Genomic DNA, 14,756 nt, shown 5'->3' on the forward strand with positions numbered 1-14,756 from the left:
GCTGTTGAAAAGCGCCTCTCTTGGTTACTTCTCTTTGCACGAGCAAAGAGAAGTAACTCGCTCCTGCGAAGCAGGGGCGAAAGCTCTGCTTTCAAACTTCCGCTTTCATGCTTGGCCTCTGCCCTCTGCTTTAGCTCTTTGCCTATCGCTTTGGCACAGACGTCCAAAGGAAGCCAGAGCAAGGGCAGAAACAGGATCAAAGGCTTTCGCTCCCCTTCGGGGCGCGAGCTACTTTTCTTTGCTCGTGCAAAGAAAAGGTAGCCAAAAGAAACACGCCCCTGCCTACGCGCCCTCCGTGCCTGCGGCACTCCGGGTCCACTCCGCCGCCGGGATTTTTCGACGAGACATCCATGTCTCGTCGAAAAACGACGTGCATCCCTGCACGTCGCCCCTGCGGGGTCTTGTCCGCCGGCTCCGTCGCTGCGGAAGGGGACCCCGGAAGTCAAAAGCAGAGCAAGATCACGGGCAACCGCAACCGCAACCGCAACCGCAGAGCAACGGCAAGGGCAAGGGCAAGGGCAAGAGCAAGAGCAAGAGCAAGGGCAAGAGCAAGGGCAAAGCAAGGGCAAAGCAAGGGCAAAGCAAGGGCAAAGCAAGGGCAAAGCAAGGGCAAAGCAAGGGCAAAGCAAGGGCAAAGCAAGGGCAAAGCAAGGGCAAGCGGAGCGAGCTCCGCTTCTACGGGTGGGGCGTCACGGCGAGGCCTTGCAGCCGCTCTCGTCCTCGACGAAATAGCCGTTGACGCTGGTGATGCTGCGCTGCTGGCAACCGCGCTCGTCCTCGCGCCGCCACACCTGCCGCGTGCGCGCCGTCGCGTTGCGCTGCTCGCGCGGCACGCCGCTGGTGTACGACGCCGTGCCGACGAAACGATCGCGCGTGAGCGAGCTGCGGGTGCCACCGGCGGAGGCTTCGCTGTGCCTCGTGTCGTCGTGGATGTCCAGCGTGGTGGTCAGGCGCGGTCTGCCGTCCACCTTGGCGGTGACCAGCGCGCCGTCCAGGCCGAAGCGCTGATCCAGCGTTTCGGTGCTGGCATCGCCATGCTCCGGGGCGCGGGTGAGGGTCTGCAGGTCGCGCCATTCGGCCAGCAGGTGGTCGTCGCCGTCCTCGTCCCTGGTCCAGCGATGGTGCAGGTCGCCTTCCAGCGAACGCTCCACCGTGGTCTGCACGGTGCCGCGCGAGCCCTTCACCTCGCCGCGCGCGGTGAAGCGGCGCTGCCAGCGGTACAGCATGCGCTGCTGCTGCGGGTCGGCCGCGGCCAGGTCGCCGTCGTGCGCGACCTCGCCCAGTTCGGCCTGCAGCAGCAGCGCCTGCACGCGCTGGCCGGCGGGGTCGCGCCAGACCTGCACGTTGGGCATCAGTTTCCAGCCTTCGCGGCCGCTCTCCAGCCCGAGCACGCGGAAGCGGATCTCGTGCGGCCGGCCGTCGTTGAGCAGGCCGATGAAGGGCGTCAGCTCGTAGCGGATCGGGGCGATGTCGAAGGTGCGCGGGGCCTGGATCGCGTACCACAGGAACGGGTTGGACCAGCCGCCGGTATAGATGTGCGGGTAGGGCGCGGCGATGCCGGCGACGCGGCCGTCCACCAGCACCTGCACTTCGCGGTACGGCCCCTGGCGGGCATGGCACCAGTAGCCGTCGGCGGTGGTGGCGAAGTACCAGAACTCCTCGCAGCCGCCGCCCGAGCCGGTGGCGTAGACCTCGGCCAGCAGGCGTTCGGTATCGGGGGCGAGGGTGAGGCTGCCGGCGGTGTCCTGGCCGTCCTCGTGCAGCGCGTCCAGCGCCAGCACCTGGTCGGCGCTGGCCAGCGGCGGATGTGCGGCATCGACGGGGTGGAAGTGCAGCTGCAGGCGCATGTCGAATACGCCGGTATAGGTGTCGTTGACCACGTTGCCGATGTGCAGCTCCACCGGCTGCGGCGTGGCCAGCAGCGGCGCGTAGGCGCTCACGTCCTTCTCCACGTGCCAGGCGATGCCGTCGCGCGAGGGCTCGGGCGTGCTGGTGCGGAATACCGTCACCCCGCCGATGGCGACGTGGCCGATGCGGTCGTACTGGCGCCCCTTCACCTCGCCGTCGATGCGCAGCACCACCCGGCTCCACGGGCCGGGGCAGGCGCGCGCCGCGTCGAGCATGGCGCGTGCCGGCTCGAAGCTGGTGAAGCCGTGGCGCAGCACCTCGACGGTGCAGGCGGGCAGGCCATCGGTGGTCGGTGCCGGATTGGCGGTGCGCGGGTCGTCGTGGTCGCTGCCGAACTGCGCCGGCGGCGCGGCCGCCAGCGCCGGCATTGCGAGTCCGGCGAGCGCGGCAAGGGCGAGGATGCGGCTCATTGCATGGCCTCCGCGGCGCCGGGCAGGCGGATCGCCCAGGCGTAGGCATCGGCCGTCGCGGCGCGCACGGCGGCGGGAATCTTCACCACGGTTCTGTCTCCTTCGCGGTGCCATTGCAGTGCCGCGTCACTGCCCAGCACGTTCAGCGTCGCGCCTGCGCGCGGTGCCGGGCCGGGGATGTGCAGGTGCGCCGGCAGCCGCGTCTCTGCGGGGTCCGGCAGGTAGAGGGCGTAGACGTCGCCGTTCTTCAGGCGCGTGTAACGGAACTTGCCGTCGCGGTAGGGCGCCACCGCGCGGCTGGCGTAGATCGCCTCGCCGTTGACGTCCATCCACGCGCCGATCTGGCGCAGCCGCCGCATCGCCTCGGCCGGCAGCTGGCCGTCGGGCTGCGGACCGACGTTGAGCAGGTAGTTGCCGCCCTTGGCGACCACGTCCACCAGCATCTGCACCACGCTGCGCGCGGACTTGTAGTTGTCGCCGGGCACGTAGCTCCACGAGTCGCCCAGGGTCATGCAGGTTTCCCAGGGATAGGGCAGCGGCAGCTCGGGGATCTTCTGCTCCGGCGTGCGGTAGTTCTCGTAGCGGCCGCCGACCGCGCGGTCCACCACGATCAGGCCCGGCTGGTTGCGCCGCGCCATCGCCGCCATGCGCGGCATGTCGATGTCCTGCGGCCACGGTACGCCGGCGGTGCCGTTGGCGATGTCGCCCAGGGTGTCGCCGGGGCGCACCCAGCCGCCGTCCAGCCACAGGATGTCGATGCGGCCGTAGTCGCGGGTCAGCTCGTCGACCTGGGCGTGGGTGTAATCGACGAAGCGCTGCCACCGCTCCGGGTAGCGGCGGGTGTCGTAGTTGACGTGGCGGTTGGGCGTGGCGAAGCGCCGCCACCAGTAGTCGTCGCTGTGCCAGTCCGGCTTGGAGAAATAGGCGCCGATGCCGAAGCCGGCGTCGCGGAAGCTGTCGAACACCTGCCGGCTAATGTTGGCGCGCGGGTCGGCGTGGAACGGCACGTTGGGCGCGGTGATGCGGTAGTCGCTCTGCCTGGTGTCGAACATGGCGAAGCCGTCGTGGTGCTTGGTGGTGAACACCACGTACTTCGTGCCCGCCTCACGGGCGACCTGCGCCCACGCGGCCGGGTTGAACTTCACCGGGTTGAAGGTGTCGGGCAGGTGTTCGTACCGCTTCACGTAGTCGCTGTAGGCCACGCCGTCCGGGCGCCGGCACCAGTCCACGTCCTCGGCGCAGATCGACCAGGATTCGACGACGCCCCACTGGCTGTACGGACCCCAGTGCATCATGAAACCGAACTTCCAGTCCTGCCATTGCTCCAGCCGGCGCAGCACCAGCGGGTCGGTTTCGGGCACGTACTCGCCCGGGCTGTCGGCGCGGGCGCTGAACGCGGCGGGGAGGATGAGCGCGCCGAGCAGCGCCAGCGCCAGGAAACGATGCGGTTTCATCCGTTGCTCTCGATGGGGCGCGATTCCTCGCGGTACAGTTTCACCGGCGCGTCCAGTTCCAGCGCGACCACGGTGATGTCGCTGTCGAAGGCGTCCTGCGGCAGGGTCAGGAACAGCAGGCCGGGCTGCCTGGCCCAGTCGTACTTGCCCAGCACCCGCGCCTGCACCGGCTGGCCGGCGCCGACCACGCGCGCGCGCAGCACCTTGCTGTCCAGGCCCTTGACCAGCACGTCGCCGTTGGGGCGGCCGTCCAGGAACAGGTACAGCGTCCTGCCGTCCTTGGAGAGGGTGCTGGGGCCGGCGAAATGTTCCGGGCCGATGCCGCCGGTGGTGCCGTAGATCGCCTCGGCGTGCTTGCCGGTCCAGCGTCCCAGCTTCTCCAGGATCTCGACCTGGCGCGGGTCGATGCTGCCGTCGGCCTTCGGGCCGATGTCGAGCAGCAGGTTGCCGCCCATGCCGATGGTCTGGGCGAAGATCTGGATGATCTGGCTGGGGCTCTTGTACTCCCCGTCGCGCGGCTGGTAGCCCCACGAGCGGTTCATGGTCAGGCACAGCTCCCAGTGGCTCTGCGCCGGTTTGAGCACCGGCAGGCCGAGTTCCGGCGTGGCGTAGTCGCCGTACGCGTTCAGGCGCGAATTGATGATCAGGTCGGGGTTGCGCGCGAGCATGTCCGCGCGCAGCTTCGCCGACTGCCATTGCGCGGCGTCGTGTTCCCAGTCGCCGTCGAACCAGACCAGGTCCGGGCGGTAGCGCTGCTGCAGGTCGGCGATCTGCCCCTGGTAATAGCGCAGGAAACGCTGCCAGCGCTGCGGTTCGCGCGCGGGGTCGTAGCGTTTTTCCTTGCGCGTGAACACGTCGTAGTCCGGGTACGACCAGTCCGGCAGCGAGTAGTACAGGCCGACCTTCAGGCCGTCGGCGCGCAGCGCGTCGACGAACGGGCCGACCAGATCGCGCCGGGCGGGCGTGTCGCGCACCACGTTGATGCCCTGTGCCGAATCCCACAGCGCGACGCCGTCGTGGTGGCGGGTGGTGAGCACCGCGTAGCGCGCGCCGCTGCGCCTGGCCAGGTCGGCCCAGGCCTGCGGGTCGTAGGCGCTGGCGGTGAAGCCGCGCAGCTGCTTCATGTAGTCGGCGTGGGAGATCTTGCCGTTGAAGAACGACCAGGACTCGTCGATGCCGTCCACCGCGTAGATGCCCCAGTGGATGAAGACGCCCAGCTTGGCGTCGGCGAACCATTGCAGGCGCTGCGTGCGCTGCGCGGCGGTTTCGCCATGCAGGTCGTCGCTGCCGGGCGCGGCGGCGGGCGGGTCATCGGCCGCCGGAGCGGCCAGCGCGGACGGGGCGCCGCCGGTCGCGGCCAGCAGGGCCAGCAACAGCGGGAGAGCGGACAGGCGGGAGGGCATGGGCATCGTTTCCGGATCAATGGCTGGACCAATCCTAACGGCATTGCCGTCGGACGCAATGCTCCCGCCTGCCGGAGGGCCATCCCGGGAGACAGGGGGGCGGGACAGCGGCTGGCAGCCAGCTACCCGTCTCGGTCTGCCCTGAAATCGGTTCCAGAGCGGTTTCGCGAATTGAATCGGTTTAAATAGTGATACACATCACATTTTTACGATAGTGTTGCGATTATGTTGGCGCCATGCACGTGCTCAGGGGGCTTCGTGCGTGCCAACAGGTTGGACCTTTGAACCGATTTCGTCTCCCGGGAGGGGAATTTGTGATGATTCGTTCCTGCACACACCACCGCACCGTGCTGGCAGCCGCCCTGGCTCTGGCACTGGGTGCTCCGTTCGTCGCCACCGCGCAGGACGCGCCGCCGCAAGAGAAGGACGGCAACAAGACCCAGGCCAAGCAGCTGGACGCGATTACCGTGACCGGCACGCGCATCAAGCGCTCCGAGGTCGAAGGCCCGGCGCCGGTGACGGTCATCACCGCCGAGCAGATGAAGAAGGAAGGCTTCGCAACCGTCTATGACGCGCTGCTGACCATCACCGAGGCGATCGGTTCGGTGCAGAACGACTACGACTGGGGCCAGAGCTCGGTCAACGCCAGCCCACTGAACCTGCGCAACCTCGGCCCCGGCCGCAGCCTGCTGCTGATCAACGGCCACCGCGTCGCCGATTACCCAATGCCCTACCAGGGCAAGAGCAACTTCGCCAACTTCAACAACATCCCGACCGGCATCGTCGAGCGCATCGAAGTGCTGACCGGTTCGGCGTCGGCCATCTATGGTTCCGACGCGATGGGCGGCGTGGTCAACGTCATCCTCAAGGACGACATGGACGGCCACACCGCGCGCGTGCGCTATGGCGAGGCCACCCGCGGCGGCCGCGAGAACACGGACATCGTGCTGTCCGGCGGTTTCAGCGGCGACCGCTGGAGCCTGGTCTACAACCTGCAGCATTTCGACCGCGGCGAGCTGCTGGCCGGCGACCGGCCGTTCATGGACGCCGAGGACGACAAGGACTACATCACCTGGAACCCGGTCGAGCGGCACTATGGAATCGGCAAGGCCACGCCCTACCCGGGCCTGCGCCTGCGCCAGCCGGGCACCATCGACAACCTGCCGGGCGTCGGCAGCGTCACCCGCCTGATCGCCCCGCCGGAAGGCGCGTGCGACCAGTACGGCGACCTCTACTACAAGTTCACCTACCGCGGTTACGACCGCAACACCGGCGCCGAATCGACCGGCGGCACCATGTGCGCCCAGCGCGTGTTCCACAACTGGGCGCTGCGCACCGGCAGCGAGGACAACTCCGGTTACCTGCACGGCACCTTCGATTTCAGCGATGACACCCAGGGCTGGGCCAGCCTGGGCGTGTGGGATTCGACCGGCCGCTTCAACAGCTTCCTGGACGGCTTCTCCAGCCCGAACTACTGGGATCCGCGCGCCAACAACGGCGCCGGCGCGCCGCGCAACTTCCTGAAGTTCCTGGCGCCGGAGGAAATGGGCAACCACGACGCCATTCTGACCCTGTCCAAGGAACGCGCGATCGACTTCAGCGCCGGCGTGACCGGCCGCATCGGCGACCGCTTCGACTGGGAAGCGATGGTCGGCCGTGCCACCTACGAGGTGCGGGAGAACTTCCCCACCTACAACCAGGGCAAGATGTACGACTTTTTCATGGGCGCGCAGCAGGGCACCGCCACCAACGGCATGCCGATCTACACGCCGGACTACGACAAGCTGTGGAACCCGCTGTCGCCCGACGAGACCTCGGCTTTCCTCGGCCGCGGCAACAAGAAGGCGCGTTCGTGGTTGAACCAGGCCAGCTTCACCATCAACGGCGACCTGTTCGAGGGCTGGGCTGGCCCGATTGGCTTCGCCGGCGTCGTGGAAGCCGCGCGCCAGGGTTACAAGCTGACGCCCGATCCCAAGACCCTGAATCCGGACGATCCGGATGGCTGGTACACGCCGTTCGGCAACATCGAGCAGGGCGGCGGCAGCCGCAACCGCTATGCGGCGGGTGTCGAGTTCCGCGTGCCGCTGATGGACACGCTGACGGCCAACATCGCCGGCCGCTACGACAAGTACGACGCAGTGCGCAGCGGCGCCAAGTTCACCTACCAGACCGGCCTGGAGTGGCGTCCGCTGGAAACCCTGCTGGTGCGCGGCAGCTACGGCACCGCGTTCCGCGCGCCGGACATGCACTACGTCTACGCGCTGCCCAGCTCGGGCGTTTCCGACTTCACCGATTACGTGGCCTGTGCCGACAACGGCGGTGGCGGCGGTTACGGCTGCCCGTGGGACGGCCGCAACAACGTGCCGTTCAAGATCGAGGACGCGCGCGTCAACCGCGGCGGCACGCCGGGCCTGAAGTACGAGGAAGGCGAGTCGTACACGGTCGGCTTCGTCTGGGACGCCTTCAGCAACTTCTCGCTGTCGGCGGACTACTGGGACATCCGCATCGACAACCTGATCGACGACATCGGCGCCGACGACCTGCTCAAGGCCGAGGCCTACTGCAGCCGCAACGGCTTCACGCCGGACGGCGCCCCGCTGGCGTCGCCGCCCTCGTCGCAGTGGTGCTCGGAAGTGGCCAGCCGCATCCACCGCACGCCCGGTACGGCGGGCAGCGTGGCCGGTTCGGTCACCATCGACATCAACCCGATCAACCGCGCCGAAACCCAGGTGGCCGGCGTCGACCTGAGCGCCCGCTACCGCCTGCCCGACACGGCGATCGGCAGCTGGAGCTTCAACCTCGGCTACACCAACATGCTGACCTACAAGCAGCGTGGCCTGTCCACCGAGCCGCTGGTCAACACCCGCAAGGAACAGAACCCGCGCACCAAGATCACCGCCAGCGCCAACTGGACCTGGGAGAAGTGGAACGCGACCCTGCTGGTGTACCAGAAGTCCGGCGGCCGCGAAGTCGGCTGGGGCGGCTGCGAACCGCTGGCCGACGGCTACACCTCGCTGACCTACGTCGACGACGCCACCTGCCGCGACGAGGATCCGACCAGCGTCACCTACGGCCAGACCTCCAAGCGCCACTACGGTCATCGCCAGCCGCGCCGCTACTTCAACGGCAGCGTGGGCTACCAGATCACCGACGCCTGGAAGGTGAACCTGTACGTGTCGAACATCTTCGACAAGATCTACCGCGACAAGTGGCATGGCGACTTCGCCTACAGCGTGGACGACCCGATCGGCCGCGAAGTGGCCGCGGAGGTCATCTACAAGTTCAGGTAAGCCGACGCTCCAGCGGAACGTCCGTGGCCCGGCGCATGCCGGGCCACGTCCCCGGTCGCCCCGATCGTCGTGGGCGCGGGGACGGCAGCGGCGAGTTCATGCTGGCGCCATCCAAATCTCTCTTTTCCCGTCTGTCTCTCCCCCTCGCAAGAGGCCGCAGCATGGGATGTGTGGTCCGGCTCCGGCCGGACTTTTTTTGTTGCCGCCATCCATGGCGAACAACTACGTGGGTCATCGGCGGGCCATGGCAGGAATCGCTCCTGGCGGTTCCTTTGTTGCCGCCGCCCATGGCGGCAATCCTCGGGGCCATCGGCAAGCGATGGCCGGAATCGCTCCTTGCGATTCCTTTTCGTTGCTGCCAACCATGACGGCTCGCGCTTTCCTGCCATCGCCAGCGATGCCGAAACCGCCCCGGGCGGCTGTTCGTTTCCGGGAGATGGCGCCGGCGCAATCCGGGCATGGAGGCATGCCGAACGGCCCGTGCGCCGCCTGCCCGATCCGGCGATCATCCGTCGATCCGAACCGACGAGAGGTCTGCCGATGCATGTAATCCGCCCCGCCATGCTGGGACTGGCGCTGATGGCCGCCATGGGCCTGGCGCATGCCGCCCCCGACGTGCCGAATACCGACGCGCGCGGCGTCGCCATCAGCGAGGCGGCCTACCCGGGCACCATCGTGCTGGACGTGGACGCCACCGACCTGGGCCAGCGCGTGTTCAAGATCCGCCAGACGGTGCCGGTGCGGCCCGGCCTGCAGCGCTTCCACTATCCGGCGTGGCTGCCCGGCAACCACGCCGCCAGCGGCGCGATCGAGAAGCTGGCCGGGCTGGTCGTCACCGGGAACGGCCAGCGGCTGGAGTGGACGCGCGATCCGCTCGATGTCTTCACCTTCAACGTGCAGGTGCCCGAAGGCGTGAACGAACTGCGCATGGACTACCAGTTCCTCAGCCCCACCGACGCCTCGCAGGGGCGCACGGTGATGACCCCGAACATGCTCAACCTGCAGTGGATCGCGATGGTGCTGTACCCGGCCGGCCATGCCGCGCACGCCATCACCTACCGCGCCAGCGCCCGCTACCCGCAGGGCTGGGAAGCGGCCAGCGCGCTGGAAGTCGAACGCCGCGAAGGCGACACCGTGCACTACGCGCCGACCAACCTGGAAATCCTGGTCGATTCGCCGGTGTTCGCCGGCCGCTACCACCGCACCATCGACCTGGCGCCGGCCGGCACCCGCCCGGTGCGCCTGAACGTGTTCGCCGACCGGGCCAAGGACCTGGAGGCCAAGCCCGAGCACATCGAACAGCACCGCGCGCTGGTCGCGCAGGCGCGCAAACTCTACGGCGCCGAACACTACAACCACTACGACTTCCTGTTCGCGGTGACCAATCAGCTCGGCGGCATCGGCCTGGAGCACCAGCGCTCCAGCGAGAACAGCGAGGACCGCGACTATTTCAGCGGCTGGGACGCCAAGATCGGCAGCAGCGACCTGCTCGGCCACGAGTACACCCATTCGTGGGACGGCAAGTACCGCCGCCCGGCCGACCTGGCCACGCTGCACTACAACGTGCCGATGCAGGGCAGCCTGCTGTGGGTGTACGAAGGGCAGACCCAGTACTGGGGCAACGTGCTCACCGCGCGCGCCGGCATCCGCCCGATGGGGGCCTCGCGCGACGCGCTGGCGCTGGTCGCGGCCACCTATGCCGACAACCGCCCCGGCCTGGAATGGCGCGCGCTGGGCGATACCACCAACGACCCGGTGATCGCGCGCCGCAAGCCCAAGCCCTACCGCGGCTACCAGATGAGCGAGGACTACTACCAGGGCGGGCAGATGCTGTGGCTGGAGGCGGACGTGCGCATCCGCAGCCTGAGCAAGGGCCGGCGCAGCCTGGACGACTTCGCCCGCGCCTTCTTCGGAAAGAACGACGGGCAGTGGGAGCGGCCGGATACCTACACCTTCGAGGACGTGGCCGCCACGCTGGAACAGGTGCAGCCCACCGGCGACTGGACGCAGTTCCTGCGCGACCGCCTGGAGCGCAGGACCGGTCTGACCGGCGGCATCGAGGCGGCCGGCTGGAAACTGGTCTATGGCGAGAAGCCCAGCGCCTACTACAAGGCGATGATGAAGGGCCGCGGCGCCAGCTTCATCTACTCGCTGGGCATGTCGCTGGACGCCGGCGGCCGCATCGGCGAAGTGCGCTGGGACAGCCCGGCCTTCGACGCCGGACTGGGCAGCGGCATGCAGGTGCTGGCGGTCAACGACCTGCAGTACAGCGCCGACGAACTGGAGGAAGCGGTGCGCGCGGCCAAGGACGGCAAGCAGCCGATCCGCCTGCTGGTCAAGGAGATGGACGTCTACCGCACGCTCAGCATCGACTACCACGGCGGCCTGCGCTACCCGTCGCTGCAGCGCATCGAAGGCACCCCCGACTACCTGACGCCGATCTTCAGCGCGCGCAGGTAACCCCGCGTTACCCGTAGGAGCGGCTTCAGCCGCGATGGGGCTTTCCCAGCAAGGCCCATCGCGGCTGAAGCCGCTCCTACGAAGGGTGACAGGGCCTTCGGGCGCGCGGGATGTGTCCGGGAACCGTGCCGGAACTCCGCTCTTGCCGCAGGACAACGTGCCGCAAGGAAAACCCGTAGGAGCGGCTTCAGCCGCGATGGGGCTTTACCGGCAAGGCCCCCTCGCGGCTGAAGCCGCTCCTACGAAGGGCGACAGGGCCTGCGGGCACGCGGGATGTGTCCGGGAATCGCGCCCGATCCCCGCTCTTGCCGCAGGGCAACGTGCCGCAAGGAAAACCCGTAGGAGCGGCCTCAGCCGCGAAGGGCCTTGCCGGTAGAGCTGAAGCCGCGCCTACGGGATGGCAGCATGCTCAAGCCATACCGCATCCCAATAGGGGTAGTCGCCTATGCGCTCCACCAGTCCGGCGCGCAATGGATTGGCGATCACGTAGCGCGCGCAGCGCAGGATGTCCTCGTCCGCGCGCAAGGCATGGTCATGGAATGCACGCGACCACACCGGTCCGCTGCGTTCGCGGGCGAGGTTGACCGCCCGTGCCGAACGTCCCTTGGCGTGGCGCATCGCAACGCCAAGGGCGCCGGAATCCTGCAGCCGGACCAGGCCGTGCCAGTGATCGGGCATCAATACCCAGCACAGCAGCTCCGCGCCGGGCCAGCTTTCCGGTTGTGCCAGCGAAGCGGCGGCAGCACGGGCGCAGTGCCACTGGGCGAACATGGGCCGCCGCCCATGCGTGGTGGTGGTCAGCAGATACAGGCCGTTGGGCCGCGTGTCCCGTCCCTTGCGCAGGGCGCGATGGCCAGGTGCGATGGATGGCATGAGCATGCCGCACAACATGACGCGACGGATGGTGGGTGCCACGTCGGCGCACGCGTGAAACGCATGTCGGAATTCTGCTGCGCTTCCCGTAGGAGCGGCTTCAGCCGCGAAAGGGGCTTTGCCGGTAAAGCGCCATCGCGGCTGAAGCCGCTCCTACGGTCGTTTCCATGGACGCTTCTACGGGGCGGCGGCTCAGAAGCTGACCATCAGCGCCACGCGGAAGCGGTTGAGCCAGTCGCCGGGGTCGGCGGCGCCGGCGTACTGCGCCGACAGCGGCCGGTAGCGGTACCAGAGCGCGCTGAGCGTGGTCTTCGGCCACGGCACGTAATCCACGCCAAAGGCATGCATGCGGTAGTTGCTGCCCAGGCCGATGTTGTCCTGCGAGAACGCGGTCAGCACCGCGTCCACCTCGGCCATCGCGTGGCCGTAGCTGACGCGCCAGTCGCCGGGCTGCTGCGCACGCCCGAGCAGCAGGTCCACGCCGTAGCCGCTGTCGGCGTCGGCGCGCGCGGCGCTGTTGCGCACGTAGTCGCCGACGACGCGCAGCGGCCAGCGTTCGCCCCAGCCGGACCAGCTGGCGCCGACGATGACGTCGTTGAGGTGGAAGCCGGACAGGTAGCTGCCGTCGGGCCGCAGCAGGTTGCTGCGCCAGTCGGTGGCGGTGGCGCCGACGGTGCTGCCGATGCTGTAGCGGTAGTGCGCGGCCGAGATGTCGAAGCGCCAGTGGCCCAGCGCCGGCGTGTCGTAGCCGATCTGTGCGCCGGCCATGGTGCTGTCCGCGCCGGTGGCCTGCTCGTCGACGACGAAGAACAGGCCGTTGGCGCGCAGCGCGCCGCCGCCGGCCAGCGCGTGCTTCCAGTTTGCCGACAGGCCCTGCGGGTTGACGTCGCCGTCCCACACCAGCTCAGTGCGGGTGAACGGCTGCGGGATCTTGCCGGCGTGCAGGTCGAGCTCGCCGAAGGCCAGTTTCAGCCAGGCCTGGTCCAGACTGACCTCCAGGTCGTCGTCCCAGTTGGACAGCTGCACGTCGGTGCTGCGCGGGTCGTCCGGGTTGCCGGTGACCAGGCGCGCACCGATGCTGACGCGGTCGTTGACCGCGAACGCGGCGGCGAGGCGGCCGCGCACCTGGCCGCTGGTACGGTCGCGCGCGCCGCCGTTGGAGTTCTCGAACTGCGAGCGCACGCGCAGGTCGCCGCTGATCTTCAGCCGCGACGTGGCATCGCCCGTGGTCGATGCCGCCGGTGTGCTGGCGGCGATGGGCGCAGGTGCCGGTGCATCCACAGGCGTGGCCGGCACCGCCGCGGCCACGCCCAGGCGCGATTCCAGCGCGCGCAGCGCGGCCTCGTTGTCCTGCTGCATGCGCGCCAGCTGCGCCTGCTGCGCGCGCAGCTGCGCGACCTGTTCCAGCAGTGCGGCATGGTCGCCGTTCTGCTGCGCGTAGGCCGGTGCGATGCCGGTGGCGAGCAGGGCCAGCGGGAGCAGGCAGCGTGGCGGGTGCGCGGGGCGGATGGATGGCTTCATGGGGTGTCCTTCGCGGGTGTCGATGACGGGGGAACGCTCAGCATTCGATGACGTTGACGGCCAGCCCGCCGCGGCTGGTTTCCTTGTACTTGTCCTGCATGTCGCGGCCGGTGTCGCGCATGGTCTTGATGACCTTGTCCAGGCTGACCTTGTGCTTGCCGTCGCCGCGCATGGCCATGCGCGCGGCGTTGATCGCCTTGACCGCGCCCATGGCGTTGCGCTCGATGCAGGGAATCTGCACCAGCCCGCCGATCGGGTCGCAGGTCAGGCCCAGGTTGTGTTCCATGCCGATCTCGGCGGCGTTCTCGATCTGCCCCGGCTTGCCGCCCAGGGCGGCCATCAGCCCGCCGGCGGCCATCGAGCAGGCCACGCCGACCTCGCCCTGGCAGCCGACCTCGGCGCCGGAGATCGAGGCGTTCTCCTTGTAGAGGATGCCAATGGCCGCGGCGGTGAGCAGGAAGTCGAACACGCCCTGCTCGTTGCTGCCCGGGCAGAAGCGGTCGTAGTAGTGCAGCACCGCCGGGATGATGCCGGCCGCGCCGTTGGTGGGCGCGGTGACCACGCGCCCGCCGGCGGCGTTCTCCTCGTTGACCGCCAGCGCGTACAGGTTGACCCAGTCCAGCGTGGTCAGCGGATCGCGCATGGCCGCTTCCGGGCGCGCGGACAGTTCGCGGTACAGCGCCGGGGCGCGGCGATTGACGTGCAGGCCGCCGGGCAGGGTGCCCTCGGAGCGGATGCCGCGCGCCACGCAGGCCTGCATGGCGTCCCAGATCTCGCGCAGGCCGTCCTTGATCTCGGCCTCGCTGCGCCAGCACTTCTCGTTCTCGAACATCAGCGCGGCGATGCTCAGGCCGCTGCGCGCGGCCTGGGCCAGCAGTTCGTCGCCGCTCCTGAACGGATACGGCAGCGGGGTCTGGTCGGGCACGATGCGGTCGTCGGCGGCATCGTCGGCATTGACCACGAAGCCGCCGCCGACGGAGTAGTAATCGCGCGTGGCGATGACGGCGTCGTTGGCGTCGAAGGCGGTGAAGCGCATGCCGTTGGTGTGGTAGGGCAGCTTCTGGCGCTTGTTCAGGGCCAGGTCGCGCTTCTCGTCGAAGGCGATCTCATGCTGGCCCATCAGGTTGATGCGCTTGCTGGAACGGATGCGCGCCAGCGTGGCCGGGATGATGTCCGGGTCGATCAGGTTGGGGCGGTGGCCTTCCAGGCCGAGCAGCACGGCGGTGTCGGTGCCGTGGCCGCGGCCGGTCAGGGCCAGCGAGCCGAACACCTCGGCGCGGATGCGCACTACGTCCTGGAGCCTGCCCGGATCGAGCAGCCAGCGGTGGACGAAGCGCTCGGCCGCGCGCATCGGGCCCACGGTGTGCGACGAACTCGGGCCGATGCCGATCTTGAACAGGTCGAACGTGCTGACGGACATCGTGGATACCCCTTGCC

8 protein-coding genes are annotated in these 14,756 nt (G+C 68.5%); 2 read left to right on the top strand and 6 right to left on the bottom strand.

What is annotated here, in order from left to right:
• Positions 1–689: 689 nt before the first annotated feature.
• From ABTV91_RS03045 to ABTV91_RS03055, 3 genes are read right to left on the bottom strand one after another with little or no spacing between them, the layout of a single operon-like run.
• Positions 690–2,318, bottom strand: coding sequence for a peptide-N4-asparagine amidase (locus ABTV91_RS03045; RefSeq protein ID WP_433853162.1), 1,629 nt, complete (start codon positions 2,316–2,318; stop codon positions 690–692).
• Positions 2,315–3,772 (bottom strand): alpha-L-fucosidase, encoded by a 1,458-nt coding sequence (locus ABTV91_RS03050; RefSeq protein ID WP_433853163.1) that lies wholly within the window; start codon positions 3,770–3,772, stop codon positions 2,315–2,317. The genes ABTV91_RS03045 and ABTV91_RS03050 overlap by 4 nt, the downstream gene beginning before the upstream one ends.
• Complete coding sequence (locus ABTV91_RS03055; protein WP_433853164.1) at positions 3,769–5,175, bottom strand: alpha-L-fucosidase; 1,407 nt, start codon at positions 5,173–5,175, stop codon at positions 3,769–3,771. The genes ABTV91_RS03050 and ABTV91_RS03055 overlap by 4 nt, the downstream gene beginning before the upstream one ends.
• 317 nt (positions 5,176–5,492) lie before the next feature.
• Between ABTV91_RS03055 and ABTV91_RS03060 the strand changes: the two genes are divergently transcribed.
• Entirely contained in the window at positions 5,493–8,465 is a 2,973-nt protein-coding gene (locus tag ABTV91_RS03060; protein ID WP_433853165.1) for a TonB-dependent receptor plug domain-containing protein, read from the top strand.
• A gap of 540 nt (positions 8,466–9,005) precedes the next feature.
• Positions 9,006–10,925 (top strand): M61 family metallopeptidase, encoded by a 1,920-nt coding sequence (locus ABTV91_RS03065; protein ID WP_433853166.1) that lies wholly within the window; start codon positions 9,006–9,008, stop codon positions 10,923–10,925.
• A 390-nt stretch (positions 10,926–11,315) separates the two neighbouring features.
• On the opposite strand, the gene ABTV91_RS03070 is transcribed toward ABTV91_RS03065, so the two are convergent.
• The 3 genes from ABTV91_RS03070 to ABTV91_RS03080 all read right to left on the bottom strand — a co-directional run bounded on the left by ABTV91_RS03070 (position 11,316) and on the right by ABTV91_RS03080 (position 14,739).
• Positions 11,316–11,798 (bottom strand): REP-associated tyrosine transposase, encoded by a 483-nt coding sequence (locus ABTV91_RS03070; RefSeq protein WP_433854108.1) that lies wholly within the window; start codon positions 11,796–11,798, stop codon positions 11,316–11,318.
• Between the two features lie 192 nt (positions 11,799–11,990).
• Positions 11,991–13,319, bottom strand: coding sequence for a putative porin (locus tag ABTV91_RS03075; RefSeq protein WP_433853167.1), 1,329 nt, complete (start codon positions 13,317–13,319; stop codon positions 11,991–11,993).
• Positions 13,320–13,356: 37 nt separating this feature from the next.
• Positions 13,357–14,739 carry an L-serine ammonia-lyase gene (locus tag ABTV91_RS03080; protein WP_433853168.1) on the bottom strand — a complete coding sequence of 461 codons (1,383 nt, stop codon included), beginning with the start codon at positions 14,737–14,739 and terminating at the stop codon, positions 13,357–13,359.
• Between the last annotated feature and the right edge of the window lie 17 nt (positions 14,740–14,756).

This window comes from Stenotrophomonas nitritireducens, assembly GCF_050984405.1.
GTDB lineage: Bacteria > Pseudomonadota > Gammaproteobacteria > Xanthomonadales > Xanthomonadaceae > Stenotrophomonas > Stenotrophomonas nitritireducens_B.